General features: G+C 69.1%; 20 protein-coding genes. 9 read left to right on the top strand and 11 right to left on the bottom strand.

Annotation, left to right across the window (positions count from 1 at the left end):
- Positions 1–58: 58 nt before the first annotated feature.
- Genes ruvB through pdxS form a run of 6 tightly spaced genes read right to left on the bottom strand, consistent with a single transcriptional unit; the run spans position 59 to position 4648 of the window.
- On the bottom strand, positions 59–1108 hold the full coding sequence (ruvB, locus tag BW982_RS02360; RefSeq protein WP_076490480.1) for a Holliday junction branch migration DNA helicase RuvB: 1050 nt from the start codon (positions 1106–1108) through the stop codon (positions 59–61).
- Positions 1101–1721, bottom strand: coding sequence for a Holliday junction branch migration protein RuvA (ruvA, locus tag BW982_RS02355; protein WP_076490479.1), 621 nt, complete (start codon positions 1719–1721; stop codon positions 1101–1103). Before ruvA ends, ruvB begins: the two co-directional genes overlap by 8 nt.
- Before the next feature lie 9 nt (positions 1722–1730).
- Positions 1731–2336, bottom strand: a complete 606-nt coding sequence (gene ruvC / locus BW982_RS02350) for a crossover junction endodeoxyribonuclease RuvC (protein WP_076491762.1) — start codon at positions 2334–2336, stop codon at positions 1731–1733.
- A 48-nt stretch (positions 2337–2384) separates the two neighbouring features.
- Positions 2385–3143 (bottom strand): YebC/PmpR family DNA-binding transcriptional regulator, encoded by a 759-nt coding sequence (locus tag BW982_RS02345; RefSeq protein WP_076490478.1) that lies wholly within the window; start codon positions 3141–3143, stop codon positions 2385–2387.
- Positions 3144–3153: 10 nt separating this feature from the next.
- The gene (gene pdxT, locus BW982_RS02340; protein WP_076490477.1) at positions 3154–3774 is read right to left on the bottom strand and encodes a pyridoxal 5'-phosphate synthase glutaminase subunit PdxT; all 621 of its coding nucleotides are present in this window, start codon (positions 3772–3774) and stop codon (positions 3154–3156) included.
- On the bottom strand, positions 3764–4648 hold the full coding sequence (gene pdxS / locus BW982_RS02335; protein WP_076490476.1) for a pyridoxal 5'-phosphate synthase lyase subunit PdxS: 885 nt from the start codon (positions 4646–4648) through the stop codon (positions 3764–3766). Before pdxS ends, pdxT begins: the two co-directional genes overlap by 11 nt.
- A 95-nt stretch (positions 4649–4743) precedes the next feature.
- On the opposite strand from pdxS, the gene BW982_RS02330 reads away from it, so the two are divergent.
- Both BW982_RS02330 and pdxY read left to right on the top strand, forming a co-directional pair.
- Positions 4744–6084 (top strand): aminotransferase class I/II-fold pyridoxal phosphate-dependent enzyme, encoded by a 1341-nt coding sequence (locus BW982_RS02330; protein WP_076490475.1) that lies wholly within the window; start codon positions 4744–4746, stop codon positions 6082–6084.
- Positions 6081–6932, top strand: coding sequence for a pyridoxal kinase PdxY (gene pdxY / locus BW982_RS02325; RefSeq protein WP_076490474.1), 852 nt, complete (start codon positions 6081–6083; stop codon positions 6930–6932). The genes BW982_RS02330 and pdxY overlap by 4 nt, the downstream gene beginning before the upstream one ends.
- 96 nt (positions 6933–7028) lie before the next feature.
- Here pdxY and BW982_RS02320 read toward each other — a convergent pair whose 3' ends face one another.
- Both BW982_RS02320 and thrS read right to left on the bottom strand, forming a co-directional pair.
- A complete protein-coding gene (locus tag BW982_RS02320) occupies positions 7029–7595 on the bottom strand; it encodes an HIT family protein (RefSeq protein WP_175611011.1) in 567 nt (188 codons plus the stop codon).
- Complete coding sequence (gene thrS, locus BW982_RS02315) at positions 7592–9601, bottom strand: threonine--tRNA ligase (protein ID WP_076490473.1); 2010 nt, start codon at positions 9599–9601, stop codon at positions 7592–7594. The genes BW982_RS02320 and thrS overlap by 4 nt, the downstream gene beginning before the upstream one ends.
- Positions 9602–9682: 81 nt before the next feature.
- On the opposite strand from thrS, the gene BW982_RS02310 reads away from it, so the two are divergent.
- Positions 9683–10831, top strand: a complete 1149-nt coding sequence (locus BW982_RS02310; RefSeq protein ID WP_139327304.1) for an SLC13 family permease — start codon at positions 9683–9685, stop codon at positions 10829–10831.
- Between the two features lie 11 nt (positions 10832–10842).
- On the opposite strand, the gene BW982_RS02305 is transcribed toward BW982_RS02310, so the two are convergent.
- Positions 10843–11226, bottom strand: coding sequence for a DUF7882 family protein (locus BW982_RS02305; protein ID WP_076490472.1), 384 nt, complete (start codon positions 11224–11226; stop codon positions 10843–10845).
- Between the two features lie 171 nt (positions 11227–11397).
- The gene (locus BW982_RS02300) at positions 11398–11811 is read right to left on the bottom strand and encodes a PPOX class F420-dependent oxidoreductase (protein WP_076490471.1); all 414 of its coding nucleotides are present in this window, start codon (positions 11809–11811) and stop codon (positions 11398–11400) included.
- A 162-nt stretch (positions 11812–11973) separates the two neighbouring features.
- Between BW982_RS02300 and BW982_RS18090 the strand changes: the two genes are divergently transcribed.
- Together BW982_RS18090 and BW982_RS02290 are read left to right on the top strand one after the other, a co-directional pair.
- Positions 11974–12330, top strand: coding sequence for a hypothetical protein (locus BW982_RS18090; RefSeq protein ID WP_076490470.1), 357 nt, complete (start codon positions 11974–11976; stop codon positions 12328–12330).
- Positions 12331–12629: 299 nt separating this feature from the next.
- A complete protein-coding gene (locus tag BW982_RS02290; RefSeq protein WP_076490469.1) occupies positions 12630–13817 on the top strand; it encodes a tyrosine-type recombinase/integrase in 1188 nt (395 codons plus the stop codon).
- Positions 13818–13949: 132 nt separating this feature from the next.
- Here the strand turns inward: BW982_RS02290 and BW982_RS02285 are convergent, their stop codons facing one another.
- Complete coding sequence (locus BW982_RS02285) at positions 13950–14576, bottom strand: TetR/AcrR family transcriptional regulator (protein ID WP_076490468.1); 627 nt, start codon at positions 14574–14576, stop codon at positions 13950–13952.
- 78 nt (positions 14577–14654) lie between these two features.
- Between BW982_RS02285 and BW982_RS02280 the strand changes: the two genes are divergently transcribed.
- The 4 genes from BW982_RS02280 (at position 14655) to BW982_RS02265 (ending at position 17887) form a co-directional block, all read left to right on the top strand.
- Positions 14655–15476, top strand: coding sequence for an SDR family NAD(P)-dependent oxidoreductase (locus BW982_RS02280; RefSeq protein WP_076490467.1), 822 nt, complete (start codon positions 14655–14657; stop codon positions 15474–15476).
- A 68-nt stretch (positions 15477–15544) separates the two neighbouring features.
- On the top strand, positions 15545–16447 hold the full coding sequence (locus BW982_RS02275) for an oxidoreductase (RefSeq protein WP_076490466.1): 903 nt from the start codon (positions 15545–15547) through the stop codon (positions 16445–16447).
- A 39-nt stretch (positions 16448–16486) separates the two neighbouring features.
- Complete coding sequence (locus BW982_RS02270; protein ID WP_076490465.1) at positions 16487–16849, top strand: DoxX family protein; 363 nt, start codon at positions 16487–16489, stop codon at positions 16847–16849.
- 123 nt (positions 16850–16972) lie between these two features.
- Positions 16973–17887, top strand: a complete 915-nt coding sequence (locus BW982_RS02265) for an NAD(P)-dependent oxidoreductase (RefSeq protein ID WP_303046671.1) — start codon at positions 16973–16975, stop codon at positions 17885–17887.
- Positions 17888–17991 lie beyond the last annotated feature (104 nt).

Genomic DNA, 17991 nt, shown 5'->3' with positions numbered 1-17991 from the left:
TTCAGGCGCGCCGGGCGGCACTGCCTGTGGGGGCGGGGAATCCCTCGCCGAGTATAGGTCATCCCCCTTGACTGAACCGGAGCAGGCCGTCGGGGTGGGGAGCGCCGAGGTGATCGTAGGCCTCGGGCGTGGCGACGCGGCCGCGCGGTGTGCGTCCCATGAACCCGATCCGCACGAGATACGGCTCGACGACCGACTCGATCGTCTCGGGTTCTTCGCCGACGGCGACCGCGAGCGTGCTGAGGCCGACGGGTCCGCCGCGGAAGCGTCGGACGAGGGCGTCGAGAACGGCGCGATCGAGCCGGTCGAGGCCGATGGCATCCACGTCGTACAGGTCGAGGGCGGCGTCGACCGTGCGGACGTCGGCGTCGCCGGCATCCGTCCCCGTCGAGGGCCCGTGCACGACGAGGTAGTCGCGCACGCGACGGAGGAGGCGGTTGGCGATTCTCGGCGTGCCGCGCGACCGGCGGGCGATCTCGGTGCGGGCGGTGCCGGGGAGTCCGACATCGAGCATGGATGCCGAGCGCGAGACGACCTGCTCGAGTTCTTCCGGCTCGTAGTACTCGAGGTGGGCGGTGAAGCCGAAGCGGTCGCGCAACGGGTTGGGGAGGAGCCCGGCACGCGTGGTCGCGCCCACCAGGGTGAAAGGCGCGAGGTCGAGGGGGATGCTCGTGGCGCCGGCGCCCTTCCCGACCATGATGTCGATGCGGAAGTCTTCCATGGCGAGGTAGAGCATCTCTTCGGCGGAGCGCGCCATGCGGTGGATCTCGTCGATGAAGAGCACTTCTCCTGGCGTCAACGATGACAGCAGGGCCGCGAGATCGCCCGCGTGCTGGATCGCCGGACCGCTGGAGAGGCGCAGGGGACGACCGCTCTCGTGCGCGACGATCATCGCGAGGGTCGTCTTGCCGAGGCCCGGCGGGCCGGACAACAGGATGTGGTCGGGCGAGCGCTGCTGGATCCGGGCTGCGTCGAGGAGGAGCTGCAGCTGTCCGCGGACCTTCTGCTGGCCGACGAACTCGCTCAAGGATGTCGGGCGCAGTGCCCCCTCGATCGCGAGTTCGGTCTCGTCGTCGGGCGAGCCGGCGTCGCGCACGACGTCAGCCACCGACGGGCTCCTTCCGCGCGGGTCCCAGCAGCGCGAGCGTGAGCCGGAGCAGCGACTGCACGGACGCGCGGTCGGCGTCGGCGGCGTTCTCGGCGACGGATGCCACGGCCTCGGCCGCGACGCGCTCGCTCCAGCCCAGACCGATGAGGGCCTGCGTCACCTGCAGCGGCACCTGCCCGTGCGGCGCGACCGCGACCGGTGCCTGCGCCGCGGGCACGGCGAGCTTGCCGGCCAGCTGCACGACGATGAGCTTCGCGGTCTTCGGCCCGATGCCCGACACGCGTTTGAAGGGGGCGTCGTCGTCATCGGCGACCGCCTGCGCGATCTGGGGCACCGTCAGCGACGACAGCACCCCCATCGCGGACTTCGGGCCGACGCCGGTGACACCGATGAGCTGCGTGAACACCACGAGCTCTTCGCGCGACTCGAAGCCGAACAGCGACAGGGCGTCTTCGCGCACGACGAGGTGCGTGTGCAGGTGCACCTGGTCGCCGACGTGGGTCGTGCGCGCGACCTGGGGCGTCACCGCCACCGACAGCCCCACTCCCCCGACGACCACGACGAGCGTGTCGTCGCCGATGTGCGCGGCGACACCCTGCAGCGAAGAGATCATGCGACGAGCCTACGCGCCGGTTCGGACCTTTGTTCGAGCGACACGCATGCCCGTGGGCGACTGACGCTTCTCGGCATCCCGCCACGCCTTCTGCGCGGGCGTCAGCGCGCCCCCGGTCGCCGCTGTCGCCGCTCCCCCGCGCCAGGCGTGACACAGGGCGATCGCGAGGGCGTCGGCGGCGTCGGCGGGCTGCGGCAGCGCGTCGAGCCGGAGCACCCGCGCGACCATCGTCTGCACCTGCAGCTTGTCGGCGGAGCCGTAGCCGGTGATGGCGGCCTTCACCTCGCTGGGCGTGTGTGTGGCCGCGGGGATGCCGTGCTCGGCGGCGAGCAGCAGCGCGATGCCGCTGGCCTGGGCGGTGCCCATCACCGAGTGGCGGTTGTTCTGCGCGAACACCCGCTCGACGGCGACGACCTGCGGGTCATGCGCCTCGAGGACCGCGCGGATCCCCGCCGCGATCGCCGCGAGGCGCTTCTCGATCGGGTCGGTGACGGCCGACCGGGCCACCCCGACGTGGACGAGGGATGCCGTGCGGTCGGGCGAGACGTCGACCACCCCGATGCCGCAGCGCGTCAGCCCGGGGTCGATTCCGAGAACGCGCAGAGAACGAGACACGACCCCCACGCTAGGCGCAGGGGTCGTGGAGTGCGGCAGGGCGCGCCCTTACTCGTCGTTCTCGAGTTCGGCCTGCACCTCGGCGGTGAGGTCGAAGTTGGTGTAGACGTTCTGCACGTCGTCGCTGTCCTCGAGCGCGTCGATGAGACGGAAGACCTTGCGGGCGGTGTCGGCGTCGACCTCGATCTTCAGCGAGGGCACGAACTCCACGTCGGCGGAGTCATACTCGATGCCGGCCTCTTGCAGCGCGGAGCGGACGGCGACCAGGTCGCTCGCCTCGGTGATGATGCCGAAGCCCTCACCGTGCGGTTCGACCTCCTCGGCGCCGGCCTCGAGGGCGGCGAGCATGACGTCGTCCTCGGTGGTGCCCTCGGAGGGCACCACGATGACGCCTTTACGGCTGAAGTTGTAGGCGACGCTGCCGGGATCGGCGAGCGTGCCGCCGTTACGGCTCAGCGCGGTGCGCACCTCGGCCGCGGCGCGGTTCTTGTTGTCGGTCAGACACTCGATGAGGAATGCCACGCCGTTGGGGCCGTAGCCCTCGTACATGATCGAGAGGTACTCGACCGCTTCGCCGCCGATGCCCGCCCCGCGCTTGATCGCGCGGTCGATGTTGTCTTTGGGGACCGAGGTCTTCTTGGCCTTCAGGACCGCGTCGAAGAGGGTCGGGTTGCCCTGGAGGTCCGCTCCACCGAGCTTGGCGGCGACCTCGATGTTCTTGATGAGCTTGGCCCACGACTTGGCGCGGCGGGCGTCGACGACCGCCTTCTTGTGCTTGGTCGTGGCCCATTTGGAGTGTCCGGACATGGGTTCCAGTCTAGAGCGCGGGCGCCCGTCCCCCGGTGCGACTGTGGACGCGATCGAGGAACCGCGCGTGGAAACGCGTCTCGCCGGTGGATTCGGGGTGGAACGCGAGGCCGAGGAGTGCACCCTGCTCCACCGCGACGACACGGCCGTCGGACAGAGCCGCGAGGGGGGTGGCATCCGGTCCGGTCTCCGTCACCACGGGTGCGCGGATGAACACGGCGTGGACCGGTGGATCGCCCAGGACGGGGACGGCGAGGTCGGTCTCGAACGACTGCGTCTGCGAGCCGAAGGCGTTGCGCTGCACGCGGACGTCGAGACCTCCGAAGGTGCGCTGGCCCTCGATCGCTCCGTCGATGCGATCGGCGAGGAGGATCAGGCCCGCGCACGTGCCGAGCACGGGCAGGCCGTCGGCGACGGCCGCCCGGATCGGGTCGAAGAGACCGAAGGCGCGCGCCAGCTTGTCGATGACGCTCGACTCGCCGCCGGGGAGGACGAGTCCGTCGACCTCGGCGAGCTCCGCCGCGCGCCGGACGGGCCGGGCGTCGGCGCCCAGGTCCGCGAGCACGCGGAGGTGCTCGCGGACATCGCCCTGGAGGGCGAGGACGCCGACGCGGGGGCTCCTACCAGCCACGCTCGGCCAGGCGGTGCGGCGCGGGGAGGTCGGCGACGTTGATGCCCACCATCGCCTCGCCGAGACCGCGCGAGGCCTCGGCGACGATCTTCGGGTCGTCGTGGAAGGTGGTGGCCTTCACGATCGCGGCGGCGCGCTGGGCGGGGTTGCCCGACTTGAAGATGCCCGAGCCGACGAAGACGCCGTCGGCGCCGAGCTGCATCATCATGGCGGCGTCGGCGGGGGTGGCCACGCCCCCGGCGGTGAAGAGCACGACGGGGAGCTTTCCGGTCTCGGCGATCTCGGCGACGAGCTCGTACGGCGCCTGGAGCTCCTTGGCGGCGACGTACAGCTCGTCCTTGGTCTTGGCGCGCAGGGCGTTGATCTCGCCCGTGATGGTGCGGATGTGCTTGGTCGCCTCGGAGACGTCGCCGGTGCCGGCCTCGCCCTTCGAGCGGATCATCGCCGCCCCCTCGGTGATCCGGCGCAGCGCCTCACCGAGGTTCGTGGCGCCGCAGACGAACGGAACGTCGAAGTTCCACTTGTCGATGTGGTTCACGTAGTCGGCGGGCGAGAGCACCTCGGACTCGTCGATGTAGTCGACGCCGAGCTCCTGGAGGATCTGCGCCTCGACGAAGTGTCCGATGCGGGCCTTGGCCATCACCGGGATCGAGACGCTCGCGATGATGTCGTCGATCAGGTCGGGGTCGCTCATGCGCGCCACGCCGCCCTGTGCGCGGATGTCGGCGGGGACGCGCTCGAGCGCCATGACGGCGACGGCGCCGGCGTCCTCGGCGATACGGGCCTGCTCGGCGGTGACGACGTCCATGATGACGCCGCCCTTGAGCATCTCGGCGAGTCCGCGCTTGACGCGGGAGGTTCCGGTCTCGGTCATTGTCGATTCCCTTCGCGCTTCGGGGCGCTTCGTTTGGCTTAGGCCAAACCGTAGCACGACGCAGGACATAGGCTGGAGGAAGCGAGAGGGGGCGCATGGACGTCGACATCACCGGGCGCTCGGCATCCGAGATCGCCGCAGGGCTCCGCGAACGCATCGAGCGCGGACAGCTCCAGCCGGGCGACGCGCTCCCCCCGGTCCGCACCCTCGCGGTCGACCTCGGCGTCAACCGCAACACCGTCGTCGCGGCCTACCGGCTTCTCGCGCAGGCCGGGCTCGTGATCGCCCGTGGCCGCGGCGGCACCCGCGTCGCCGGTCACGCCCCGGTCGCGCAGGAGGGATACGCGGCCGGAACCGTGCTCCGCGACGTCGGCACGGGAAACCCCGACCCCACGCTGATCCCCGATCCCGCCGCCGCCCTCGCCCGCTCGGGTCGACCCGTGCTGTACGGGGAACCGGTCGTCGATCCCGGGCTCGAAGCCTGGGCGCGCGCATGGATGGCCGACGAACTCCCCGACCCCGCCCCGCGCATCACCGTCACCAGCGGGGCGAGCGACGCCATCGAGCGGCTGCTCGCGCAGGCGCTGCAGCGCGATGACGCGGTGGCCCTGGAAGATCCCTGCTTCCTCTCGGCGCTGCACACGGTGCGCCAGGGCGGATACCGGGCGGTGCCGGTGGCGGTGGATGCCGAGGGCATGACGGTCGAGGGGCTGCGGGCGGCGCTCGCCGACGGAGTGCGCGCGGTCATCTGCACGCCGCGCGCCCACAACCCCACCGGGGCGAGCCTCACGACGGAGCGCGCGGCGCAGTTGCGCGCGGTCCTCGCCGACCACCCGTACGTCCTCGTCATCGAGGACGACCACTTCTCGCTGCTCTCCCGCGCCCCCCTGCAGTCGATCATCGGACGTCCGCAGCAGCGCTGGGCCCGGATCCGGTCGGTGTCGAAGTTCCTCGGGCCCGACATGTGCCTCGCGGTCGTGGCATCCGATGAGGAGACCGCCGAACGGCTGGCGCTGCGTCTCACGCCGGGCACGACGTGGGTGAGCCACATCCTGCAGCGTCTGACACTGTCCCTGGTGACCGACCCCGACGTGCGCGCCGACATCGAGCGCGCCGCCGTGCACTACGCCGAGCGCAACGCCGTCTTCGCCGCCGGGCTCGCGGCGCGCGGGCTGCCGGTCGCCGTCGGCGACGGACTCAACCTGTGGGTTCCGCTGCCGGTCGCGGCGGCCCGCGTGCGGGAAGACCTGATGCGTCGCGGCTGGCTCGTGCGCGACGGGGACCATTTCTTCCTCTCCTCCGACGCGGCCGGCGACTACCTGCGGCTCACCGTCCACCAGCTCGACGATGTCGAGGCGAGCGCGCTCGCCGACGACCTCGCCACGGCCGTGGCCGCGCTCCGACCCTCCGTCCGAGGTGGGAGGATCGAGGCATGAAGGTCCTGTCGATCCAGTCCGCCGTCGCCCACGGTCACGTCGGGAACTCCGCCGCCGTCTTCCCGCTGCAGCGCATCGGCGTCGAGGTGCTGCCGGTGTACACGGTCAACTTCTCGAACCACACCGGGTACGGCGCCTGGCGCGGTCCGCTCATCTCCCCGGCCGACGTCGCCGACGTCATCACGGGCATCGAGGAGCGCGGCGTCTTCGGCGAGATCGACGTGATCCTGTCCGGCTACCAGGGCGGCGAGGGCATCGCCGACGTCATCATCGACGCCGTCGCTCGGGTGAAGAAGGCGAATCCGGATGCCGTCTACGCCTGCGACCCGGTCATGGGCAACGCCAAGTCGGGGTGTTTCGTGGCGCCGGCCATCCCCGAGCTCCTGCGCGAGCGCGTGGTGCCGGTGGCCGACATCCTCACGCCGAACCAATTCGAGCTCGGGTTCCTCACGGGCACCGAGCCCGGGAGCATCGAGTCGACACTGGAGTCCGCCGACCTTGTGCGCGCGCGTGGTCCGCGCACGGTGCTCGTGACGAGTGTCGAGCGACCCGACCGCGAGCCCGACACCATCGAGATGATGGTCGTCGACGACGCCGGCGCGTGGATCGTGCAGACGCCCCTCATCCCGATGAAGGCCAACGGCTCGGGCGACGTCACCGCGGCCCTCTTCACCGCGCACTACCGCCGAACCGGGGATGCCGCCGACGCCCTCGCGCGCACGGCGTCCAGCGTCTTCGACCTGCTGTCGAACACCTACGCGGCGGGGTCGCGCGAGCTGCTGCTCATCGAGTCGCAGGAAGCGTACGCGCACCCGCGCCTGCAGTTCGCCGTCCGGCAGGTGCGCTGAGGCACGCGGAGGCCGGCCGCACGAGCGGTTCGTTTGCCCCCACATCGTCGGTGTAGCTCGAAGCTGCCGACGATCTGGGGCAAGTGAAGCGCGGCGTCAGGCGTTCCAGGCCTCGGCCACAGTGCGACGCACGTCGCCCAGCAGCTGCGGCAGCGCCTTGGTCTTCGCGATGATCGGGAAGAAATTGGCATCCGATGCCCACCGCGGAACGATGTGCTGGTGCAGGTGCGCGTCGACGCCGGCGCCAGCGATCGCGCCCTGGTTCATGCCGAGGTTGAATCCGTCGCAGCGTGACACCGCGCGCAGCACGCGCATCCCCCGCTGGGTCAGCGCGCCGATCTCGGCGACCTCTTCGTCGGTCGCCTGGTCGTAGGTCGCGATGTGGCGGTACGGGCACACGAGGAGGTGCCCGGAGTTGTACGGGAACAGGTTCAGCAGCACGTAGGCGGTCTTCCCTCGCGCGACGATCAAGCCGTCCTCGTCGGACTTCCCCGGCGCAGCGCAGAACGGGCAGTTCTGCTCCATGGGCTCGCGCCCGGCCTGGATGTAGGCCATGCGGTGCGGGGTCCACAGGCGCTGGAACTCGTCCGGCACCCCCGGGAGCTCCGCGGCGGCGATGATCTCGACATCGCCGCCGACGGAGGCATCCTGTTCTGTCGTCACGCCAGATCCTCGGCGGTGTCGACGAGCGCACGGGTCGCGATCGCGCCGGTGATGCGCGCGACGGCTTCGTCGACCGGGATGCCGTTGAGCTGCGTGCCGTCGCGGAAACGGAACGACACGGTGCCCCCGGCACGGTCGGCCTCGCCGGCGATGAGCTGCAGCGGCACCTTCTGAGTGGTGTGCGTGCGGATCTTCTTCTGCATGCGGTCATCGCTGTGGTCGACCTCGGCACGCACGCCGCGGGTGCGGAGTTCCGCGACGATGCCGTCGAGGTACTCGCCGTACTCGGCGGCGACCGGCACGGCCACGACCTGCACCGGGGAGAGCCACACCGGGAACGCCCCGGCGTAGTGCTCGAGCAGGATCGCGAAGAAGCGCTCCACCGAACCGAAGAGCGCGCGGTGGATCATCACCGGGCGGTGCTTCTCGCCGTCGGGGCCGGTGTACTCGAGTTCGAAGCGCTCGGGCTGGTTGAAGTCGAGCTGGATGGTCGACATCTGCCACGTCCGGCCGATCGCGTCGCGCGCCTGCACCGAGATCTTCGGACCGTAGAACGCCGCGCCACCCGGGTCGGGCACGAGCTCGAGGCCCGAGGCCTCGGCCACTTCGCGGAGGGTCTCCGTCGCCTCGGTCCACAGCGTGTCGTCGCCGATGAACTTGGGGTTGCCCTCCTCCTTCGTCGACAGCTCGAGGTAGAAGTCGTGGAGGCCGTAGTCGCGGAGCGTCTGCAGCACGAAGTCGAGGCTGTGGGTGAGCTCGCCCTTGACCTGGTCGGCGGTGACGTAGATGTGCGTGTCGTCCTGGGTCATGCCGCGCACGCGGGTCAGGCCCGCGAGCGTGCCGCTCTTCTCGTAGCGGTAGACCGACCCGAACTCGCTGAGGCGCAGGGGCAGCTCGCGGTAGCTGCGCCCGCGCGAGCGGAAGATCAGGTTGTGGAACGGGCAGTTCATGGGCTTCAGGTAGTACTCCTGGCCCTCGCGCGACACGTGCCCGTCGGCATCCACGACCTCGTCGAGCACCATCGGGGGGTACATGCCGTCCGCGTACCACTGCAGGTGACCGCTCGTGATGAACAGGTCGCCCTTGGTGATGTGCGGCGTGTTCACGACCTGGTAGCCGCTGGCGAGCAGTCGCTCGCGCATGTAGCGCTCGATCTCGTACCGGATGATTCCACCCTTGGGGTGGAAGACGCTCAGGCCCGGGCCGATCTCGTCGGGGAACGAGAAGAGATCCAGCTCCTTTCCGAGCTTGCGGTGGTCGCGCTTGGCGGCCTCCTCCAGTCGGTGCTGGTAGGCGCGCAGGTCGTCCTTGGTCGCCCACGCGGTGCCGTAGATGCGCTGCAGCTGCGGGTTCTTCTCGCTCCCGCGCCAGTAGGCGCCGGCGATGCGCGTCAGGTCCCAGCCGTTGCCGATGAGGCGGGTGCCGGGGACGTGGGGTCCGCGGCAGAGGTCTTTCCACGCGGTCTCGCCGTCGCGGGTGACGTTGTCGTAGATCGTCAGCTCACCGGCGCCGACCTCGACGGACGCGCCCTCGGCGGCCTCGGCGGACCCGCCCTTGAGGCCGATGAGTTCGAGCTTGAACGGCTCGTCGGCGAGCTCGGCGCGGGCCTCGTCGTCGGTGACCACGCGGCGCACGAAGCGCTGGTTCTCGCGGACGATCCGCTCCATCTCCTTCTTGATGACCTTCAGGTCATCGGGGGTGAAGGGCTCGTCGACCTGGAAGTCGTAGTAGAAGCCGTCGGTGACGGGCGGTCCGATGCCGAGGTTCGCCTGCGGCTTGACGCGCTGCACGGCCTGCGCGAGCACGTGCGCGGTCGAGTGCCGCAGGATCGACAGACCCTCGGGGCTGTCGATCATGACCGGTTCGATCTCGTCGTGCGGGTGCACGGTCGTCGCGAGGTCTTTCAGCTCACCGTTCACGCGCAGGGCGACGACCGAACGGTCGGGGAAGAGGGCGAAGCCGTCGGCGGGAAGGTTCTGCTCCGACGGCAGGGCGGCATCAGTCAAGGCGGTCTCCTGGATGGGTCGATTCCAGGCTACCCGCCGGGCGTGGCCTCGACGGCACGTGGAGTGCCGCATAGTGGAGCGGTGACTCTGGCCATCATCGGCGGCGTGCTGTGGATCCTCGGCATCATCGCGCTCCTCGTCGGTATCTTCCCCGCCGACCAGGCCCTCGCCGTCGCCGACCGCGTCTGGCCAATCCTGTTGTTCGTGGTGGCCGTCACGATCGTGGCGGAGCTGGCATCCAAGGCCGGACTGTTTGATGTGGTCGCCGCCCGCCTCGCCCGGATCGCACGGGGACGCACGGTCTGGCTGTGGGTCCTGGTCGTGGCACTCGCGACGGTCGCCACGGCGTTCCTGTCGCTCGACACGACCGCGGTGCTGCTGACCCCCGTCGTCGTGGCCATGGCGGTCGCCCGCAGGCTCGATCCGCTGCCGTTCGCGTTCGTGACGGTGGTGCTGGCGAACACCGCCTCGCTCGTGCTGCCCGTGTCGAACCTCACGAACCTGTTGGCATCCGACGCGCTCGGCGGACACGACCCGGTGGCGTTCCTGGCGCTGCTGGGGCCGTCCGCGCTGATCGCCATCGCGGTGTCCGTGGCGGTGCTGACGGCGGTGTTCCTGCGGAAACTGCCGACGACCTACCCGGATGCCGCCTCCCCCGCCGTCGCGGATCCCGTGCTGCTGCGCGTGTCCGCCGTCGTCACGGTGGCGTTGCTGCCGCTGCTCGTGATCGGGCTGGATCCGTGGATGCCGGCCCTCGCGGCCGCCGTCGTGCTCGTGGTCGCGTTCGCCCTGCGCGCGCCGCGGGCTCTCGGCATCCGTCTGGTGCCGTGGTCGTTGCTGGTGTTCGCGGGCGGGCTGTTCCTCGCCGTCGGCGCTCTGGAAGCCGTGGGCATCGGCCGTGTGACGTCGGTGCTGGCCGGCTCCGGCGACGACCTGGTGTCGCTGTGGCAGGTCGCGGGTGCCGGTGCCCTGGCGGCGAACGGGATCAACAATCTCCCGGCGTACCTCGCGATGGAGTCGGTCGCCGGCTCTCCGGCGCGCCTCGCGGCTCTCCTCATCGGGGTCAACGCCGGACCGATCGTGACGCCGTGGGCGTCGCTGGCGACGCTGCTGTGGCACGACCGTCTGGTCGCGGCCGGCATCGAGGTGCGGTGGAGTCGGTTCATCCTGCTGGGTGCGGTGATCGCTCCGCTGATCCTGGTGCTCGCCGTGCTGCCGTTGGCGCTCTGAGCCTCAGCGCCTCACGACCGGGCGGCCAGCGGCGACTGATCGTTGGGCACCTCGCGGAACACCATCTCCTCGCGGGGCGGCTGTTCGCGCACGGCGGCGTCGTCCGGCTCGGGGATGACATAGAGGCCACGTCCCGAGTTGGCGTTGTAGGTCAGAGCGTGCAGCCACGTGCTGCTGAGCTGCGGGTTGCGGCTGCCGTGGTACTTGAACACCATCGACACGTTCGGGTGGATGTACACCGTGGTCCGGCCGCCGCCGATGCTGATGTCGTCCTTCCACGTGAACGGGAAGCTCTCCCCCCGCCGCACCTTCGCCATGATCACCGCCTGCAGATGCGCGAGGAGACGGTCCTCGAAATCCACTTTGATGTTGCCGTCGTAGATGAATTTGCCCATGGAAGCCTCCCGGGGAGCACCCCGGTGGCCGCGCATTCCTGGCGAGAAATGACGAACGCGGATGGAGGGGGATGCCACCGCTCTTGCGTGCAACCTCTCGTGAATCCCCGGGAAACGCAAACCCGGTTGCGGTGCGGGCGGTTTACGTCTATGCGCTTTTCGGCGCGGATATCAGTCGGCGCGGGAGATCCGCAGGATGACCCGATCGCCGGGCCGACGCTGCACGCGGCGCAGGAACGCCTCGAACCCGATGATGGCGCGGAACTGCCACCCGTACTTGCGTCGCAGCGCGACCTCTGCCCGACGATCGTCCGCGCTCGGGCCGCCGATCCGTGCCCGGGCGTGCACGGTGATGGCATCCGGTTCGATCTTCCCCATCCGCGAGCACGGACGCAATGTCACGCGATCGTCGTTGCGCACGCGCTTGACCTTCCCGGTCTTCCGTTCGGTCGTCACGACGAGTTCGTCGCCGTCGCGGGCGATCCATACGGGGGTGGCGACCGCGGTGCCGTCGCGGCGGAATGTGGCGAGCGAGACGAACGGGGAGGACGCGATCTCTCGCCAGGAGGTGTCGGGGACGGTCATGCCTTCACGCTACTGCGATCGGAATCCTCGGGGTTCCGGCTTGCGTCTCGGGAATCATCGCTGCGTTCATATGAAACGTTGAGCATTGTTCACACGAATGGAACACGTCGTGCATGAGCCTCTTGCGACCGACATGCGATTCTTCGAGGTGAGGAGGTCCGCATGTCTCGCCACCACATCGCGACCCACGCTTACGATTTCCGCCGCGGATGGGTGCGTGTTCCACCGACCGCACTGACGCACGAGCACGCGTCGTCGTTGCGGGATCAGGGATTCACGATCGTCCGCTCCCGACGCGGCTGGTTCGGAACCCGAGAGCTTCCCCTCAGCTGGTACTTGCGGCGCGTGGACGCAGACGGCTCCGGGCACTCCCGCATTCCGGTCTCGCCCGCCGAGCAGTCCGCCAAACTGCGCGAGCGTCTGGATGACACGGTGGATGCCGAGCCGGCCCCCGACGGGTCCGATCCGGTGCGCCCGTCGACGCGGCGCATCCGGCAGCGCACGAGCGGCGACGAGTAGGAGGACGAGGCGTTCGGCCGCAGTGCGCGAAGCGCGGACGGGGCGGCTGATCGGCGGCTGCCCCGACCCGCGGCCGTGGCCGGAAAAGCCAAAACCCCCGGCGAGCCGGGGGTTTCAGGTGGTGCGCGATACTGGGATCGAACCAGTACAGGAGGCGACGCATTCAGCCACGTGATATCGCCATTATCCCGCTCCAGAGTCGGGATCGCGCTGGTTCGCTAGGTGGACAGAAGTGGACACGATGTCCCACGAAACGCCGTGAGATGTCCCACGTAAGTCCCACGACGGAGGATGGCGGCATGGCCGGTAGGCAGAGCAAGCGGCGCGAGACGTTCGGCCAGATCGACAAGTTGCCGAGCGGGCGTCACTGGGCGCGCTACACCGGCCCGGACTGTGAGCGCTACCCCGCTCCGAGCACGTTCGACAATCTCACTGACGCTCGCGCCTGGCTGGCTGCGCGTCGCACCGAGATCGCGACGGGTAAGTGGATGCCACCCGCGGTGCTCGCCGCCGCCGAGGCTCAGCGTAACCAGACGCTCGCCGCCTACGCGGAGACCTGGCTAGCCTCGCGCACGAACAGCCGAGGTGACCACCTCAAACCGCGCACCCTCGAGGAGTATCGGCGACTCCTCCGCTCTCCAGACCCCGAAAAGTCTGGCGACGCTGGCGGGCCGCTTGCCGAGCTGACATCGATGCTTCTAGGTGCTATCTCACCCGCCAAGGTGCGCGCGTGGCGTGCAGCGCAGCTAGCGACCGGCAAGAAGACGCAGACTTCGCGCGCGTACGGTCTCCTCAATGCGATCATGGCCACTGCAGTAATCGACAAGCTAGTCGACGCGAATCCGTGCACCGTAAAGGGTGGTGAGGCCACGCACACGGGCCGGAAGGTGATTCCGCCTACCGATTCCGAGCTCGACGAGATCCTGACAACGATCAAGCCCGAGTATCGGGCGCTGGTGACCGTGGCGGCGTTCGGCGGCCTTCGCTATGGCGAGGCAACCGCGCTCCGGGCGAAAGACGTCGCAGTCGAGCGGAGCGACGCGGGCACGGTGTCGGCAGTCCGGATCAACGTGGAGCGAGCCGTCGCTCGCACCTCTGACGGCATTGTCCCCGGATCGACCAAGAGCGAGAACGGTGTGCGTCGCGTGGGGATCCTCGGACAGGATGCCGGGGTGATCGCCCAGCACGTGCACGGCTTGATCGGTGAGGCACTCCTCTTCCCCGCAGCAGACGGCGTCAGCTTCCTCGCGCAGTCTGCGTTTCACAGACACTGGGATGCCGCCAGAATTGCCGCAGGACGCCCTGACATGCCGTTTCACGCCCTCCGGCACTATCGTGCTACCGCGTACGCTGAAGCAGGTGCTACGGCGGCAGAGAACAACGCCCGGCATGGCTGGAGTACGGCTACCGTCGGCCTGCGCTACCAACACGCGACAGATCGTGCCGACGAGCTGGCCGCGCGAATGCGTCGCCGCTCGACCGCCTAGGGGGTCGGCTTCGGCTACAAGCACCTCTCACGTTACCGCGAAGCCCGCGCTCTGCTCGTAGGTGTAGCGATGAGCAGCGGAAAAGGTAGCGCCAAAATGCGCGGGTCATGACTATGGCGTTGCCTACGCGCATCACGCGCGTGTGATGGTGATGGTGTAGGTGTCGATCGCGTTCATGGCGAGGTCCATGCAGTCGCCGAATGATCTGCCACACCGCTGCATCTCGGCGCCGGCGGCGTAGATGGCGGAGAAGGCGGCACCGACGAGCGCCCGCGGTGCGATATTGGGGAGGTGCTCAGCGCCGTCAAGCCGTGCGCGGCGTGCAGCGGCCTCGGTAAGTCGGTTCTGGATATGTTCGAGGCGTCCGAGGTAGGCACCGCGGAGGGCGTCGGAGCTGTTGACCACACGGTCGATCTCGGCGCTGCGCGAGGCGCGGTCTTCGTCTTCGGCGTACTCGACGAAGGCGTCGAAGATGTGGCGAAGCGATAGCCAGAGGGGCTCCTCGATGGGACGCGCCTCGAGGGCTTCGACGAGGTCGTCGCCGACCTTGTCGTACTTGGCGAGCACCACGGCTTCCTTGGTGGCGAAGTAGCGGAAGAAGCTCCGTTTGGAGATGCCGGCTTCGTCGGCGATCTGCTCGATCGTGGTGTTCTCGTACCCCTGCTCGACGAACAGGCGCTGCGCGACATCGATCAGCTCCGCCTGCACCGCCCGGCGGGTGCGCTCACGAAGCCCCATCGCTCTCGGTGATCCTGTCATTCCTCTATGGTACTCGCCGCAAAAGTTGACATCAAGTGACACGTATGGCGTAGAGTGATGCCCTCGAAAGGAGTTGTCATGGCCAAGGTGTGGTTCATCACAGGAACGAGCAGAGGTTTTGGACGGGAGTTTGCCCTCGCGGCGTTGGGGCGCGGCGACAAGGTCGCAGCGACAGCGCGCGATCTGTCGACGCTCGATGACCTGGTGGAGCGGTTCGGCGACGCGATCCTTCCCATCGAGTTGGATGTCACCGATCGCGCTGCGGTGTTCGCCGGCGTGGAGAAGGCCTTCGATCAGTTCGGGCGTCTCGATGTCGTCGTCAACAACGCCGGGTATGGCCTTTTCGGGATGGCGGAGGAGCTCTCGGAGGAGCAGTTCCGGCACCAGGTCGACGTGAACCTGTTCGGCGTGTTCCACGTCGTTCAGGCCGTGCTACCGAAGCTTCGCGCGCAGGGCAGCGGTCACATCGTCCAGATCTCCACCGTCGGCGCGATCGGCGCGTTCGCCGGCATCAGCGCCTACAACGCGTCCAAGTGGGCTCTCGAAGGCTTCTCGGAAGCGCTCGCTCAGGAGGTCGCCGGCTTCGGCATCAAGGTGACCATGATCGAGCCCGGCGCCTACGCCACCGACTGGGCGGGCCCCAGCGCGATCGGCGCAGCCCCGCTTCCCGCCTACGACGGGGTGCGTGCCGCGCAGGCCGAAGGGTTCAGCGAAGAGGCGACGCGCCCGGCCGACCCCGCCGCAGGCGCCCAGGTGCTGCTCAAGATCGTGGACGCGGACAACCCGCCGCTGCGACTGCTGTTCGGATCGTTCCCGGTGGAGTTCGTGCAGCACATCTACCAGCAGCGTCTCACCGAGTGGGACGCCTGGAAAGAACTCTCCATCCAGGCCAACGGCTGACCAACACCCCCTGTGGCCGGCGCCGCTCCCCTCGGCGCCGGCCGCCCTCCTCCAGAAAGAAGACACGCATGGCTGCACCGAAGTGGACCACCGCCGACATCCCCGACCAGACCGGGAGGGTCGCCGTCGTCACCGGAGCGAACACGGGGTTGGGCCGGGAGACAGCCCGCGCCCTTGCGATCGCCGGCGCTGAGGTGATCCTCGCCGTCCGCGACACCGGCAAGGGCGCGGCCGCCACGGCCGACATACGTGCGAAAGCGCCGACTGCGAAGCTGCACGTGCAGAAACTCGACCTCGGCTCGCTCGCCTCCATCCACGCCGCCTCCGACGACCTGCACGCCGCGCACCCCCGCATCGACCTGCTGATCAACAACGCCGGCGTCATGTACCCCCCATATGGAGTGACCGAAGACGGCTTCGAACTGCAGTTCGGCATCAACCACCTCGGCCACTTCGCCCTCACCGGCCTGCTGCTGGACACTCTCACCGACGTCCCCGGTTCCCGGATCGTCACGGTCAGCAGCATCGGCCACCGGGTCGGGGCGGACATCCACTTCGACGACCTCCAATGGACGAAGAAGTACAAGCCCTCCGCCGCCTACGCCCAGTCCAAACTCGCCAACCTCCTCTTCGCCTACGGGCTGCAGCACCGCCTCACCGCGAAGAAGCTCCCCACCATCTCCCTCGGTGCGCACCCGGGAGGGGCGGGAACCGACCTGCAGCGCCACTCGCCGATGATGCGGATCATGACCCGTGTCGGGCGCAGCGCCGCCCAGGGCGCCGAACCCACCCTCCGCGCCGCCACCGACCCCGACGCCCACGGCGAGGACTACTACGGTCCGCTGCGGATGATGCAGACCACCGGCCCCGCCGGACGCGTCGACTCCAGCGAACTCTCCCACGACCGCGCCCTCCAAGACCGGCTCTGGACGGTCTCGGAAGAGCTCACCGGGGTGGACTATGCGCTCTGAGACCCGCACCGCGCGGAGCACTCCGGCGGGAGGCACGCGATGATCGTTGTGCTCTGGATCCTGAACATCCTGCTCGCCGTCATCTTCCTCGGCGTCGGCGGCATGAAGGTGCTCCGATCCCGCGACGCATTGGCAGCCCGGTTCATGCCCTGGGCCGCCGACTTCGCCCCCACCACCGTGCGGCTGATCGGTGTCGCCGAAGTGCTCGGTGGACTCGGGCTGGTCCTCCCTCTCCTCACTGGGATCGCGCCCCTTCTCGCCCCGATCGCCGCCATCGGCCTCACCCTCGCGATGATCGTGGCCGGCGCCGTACACGTACGCCGCCACGAAACGCCCGCACCGGCCGTCGTCGCCGGCATCCTCACCATCGCCAGCGCTGTCATCGGATTCATCACCCTCTGACCACCGGACCGAATCGGCCGCGTCGCCCGTCAACGCGGCCGATTCACCGCGCTCGACCGAGGAACACCACTTCTCGCGCCCGCTCCCGGCGACGCGCCACCGCGGCCCGAGCCGCCTTGTGGCGTGCCCTCCTTGACCTCCCATCACCTCACAGCCCAAAGAAGGAGAACCATGAAGACTGCGATCATCGGCACCGGCCTGATGGGATCGGCGTTCGCCGAAGCCCTCCTCCGGGCCGGACACGACGTCACTGTCTACAACCGGTCCGCCGAGAAGACCGTCCCCCTCGCCGCCCTCGGCGCCACCCCCGTCGCCACCGCCGCCGCGGCCATCCACGCCGCAGACGCCGTCATCTTCGTCCTCGCCGACGGAGCCAGCCTCGAAACCATGCTCGCCTCGGACGACGCCCGCGCGGCGCTGGCCGGTAAGCGCCTGCTGAATGCCTCTACCACCTCAGCTGACGAGATCGAGAAGCTCGCCGCGATCGTCACCGCACATCGTGGCGCCCTCGCCGAGGCATCCATCATGGTCGGCCCCGATCAGCTCCGCGACGGCAGCAGCTTCTTCATCCTCGGCGCCCGCGACGAAGACCAGGCATTCTGGACCGACCTCCTCGGGAACATCGGCGGCCAGGTCCAGGTCGCGGGCGGCGTAGGCGATGCCAGCCGCGCCGAGATCCCCATCCTCATCGCCTCCGTCTTCGGAAACGTCGCCGCCAGCTACGCCGCCGCGATGACCATGCGCATGGGACTTCCGCAAGACATGAGCCGCCAACTCATCGAAGCCGCACTCCCCGCATCCGCGCACATGCTCGATAACCTCTTCGCTCGCGACTACGACACCGTCATGGCCTCCGTCGACAGCTTCACCACCGTCGCCCGCACCGCAGCCGATGCCGCGCGCACCCTGGATATGGACGCCAGCGTCTTCGACGCGATGGGCGACCTCTACACCCGCGCCGCGGCGAACGGCTACGCGCAAAAGGACGGCACCGCCATCGCCGAAATCCTCTCGGAACCGATCCAAGGCGCGCGGTGAGAGCACGCTCTCGGATGCCCCTGTTGACGCGGCGGAGGAGGACTTGTCAGAAGACGAAATACACCCATCTCGCTTTCCTCCCAGCGCCCGGAGTCTATCTCGCT

The sequence above is a fragment of the Microbacterium sp. RURRCA19A genome (assembly GCF_900156455.1).
Classification (GTDB): Bacteria; Actinomycetota; Actinomycetes; order Actinomycetales; family Microbacteriaceae; genus Microbacterium.
The sequence above is the reverse complement of the archived record's forward strand: the minus strand, read 5'-3'. Positions and strand labels throughout refer to the sequence as shown.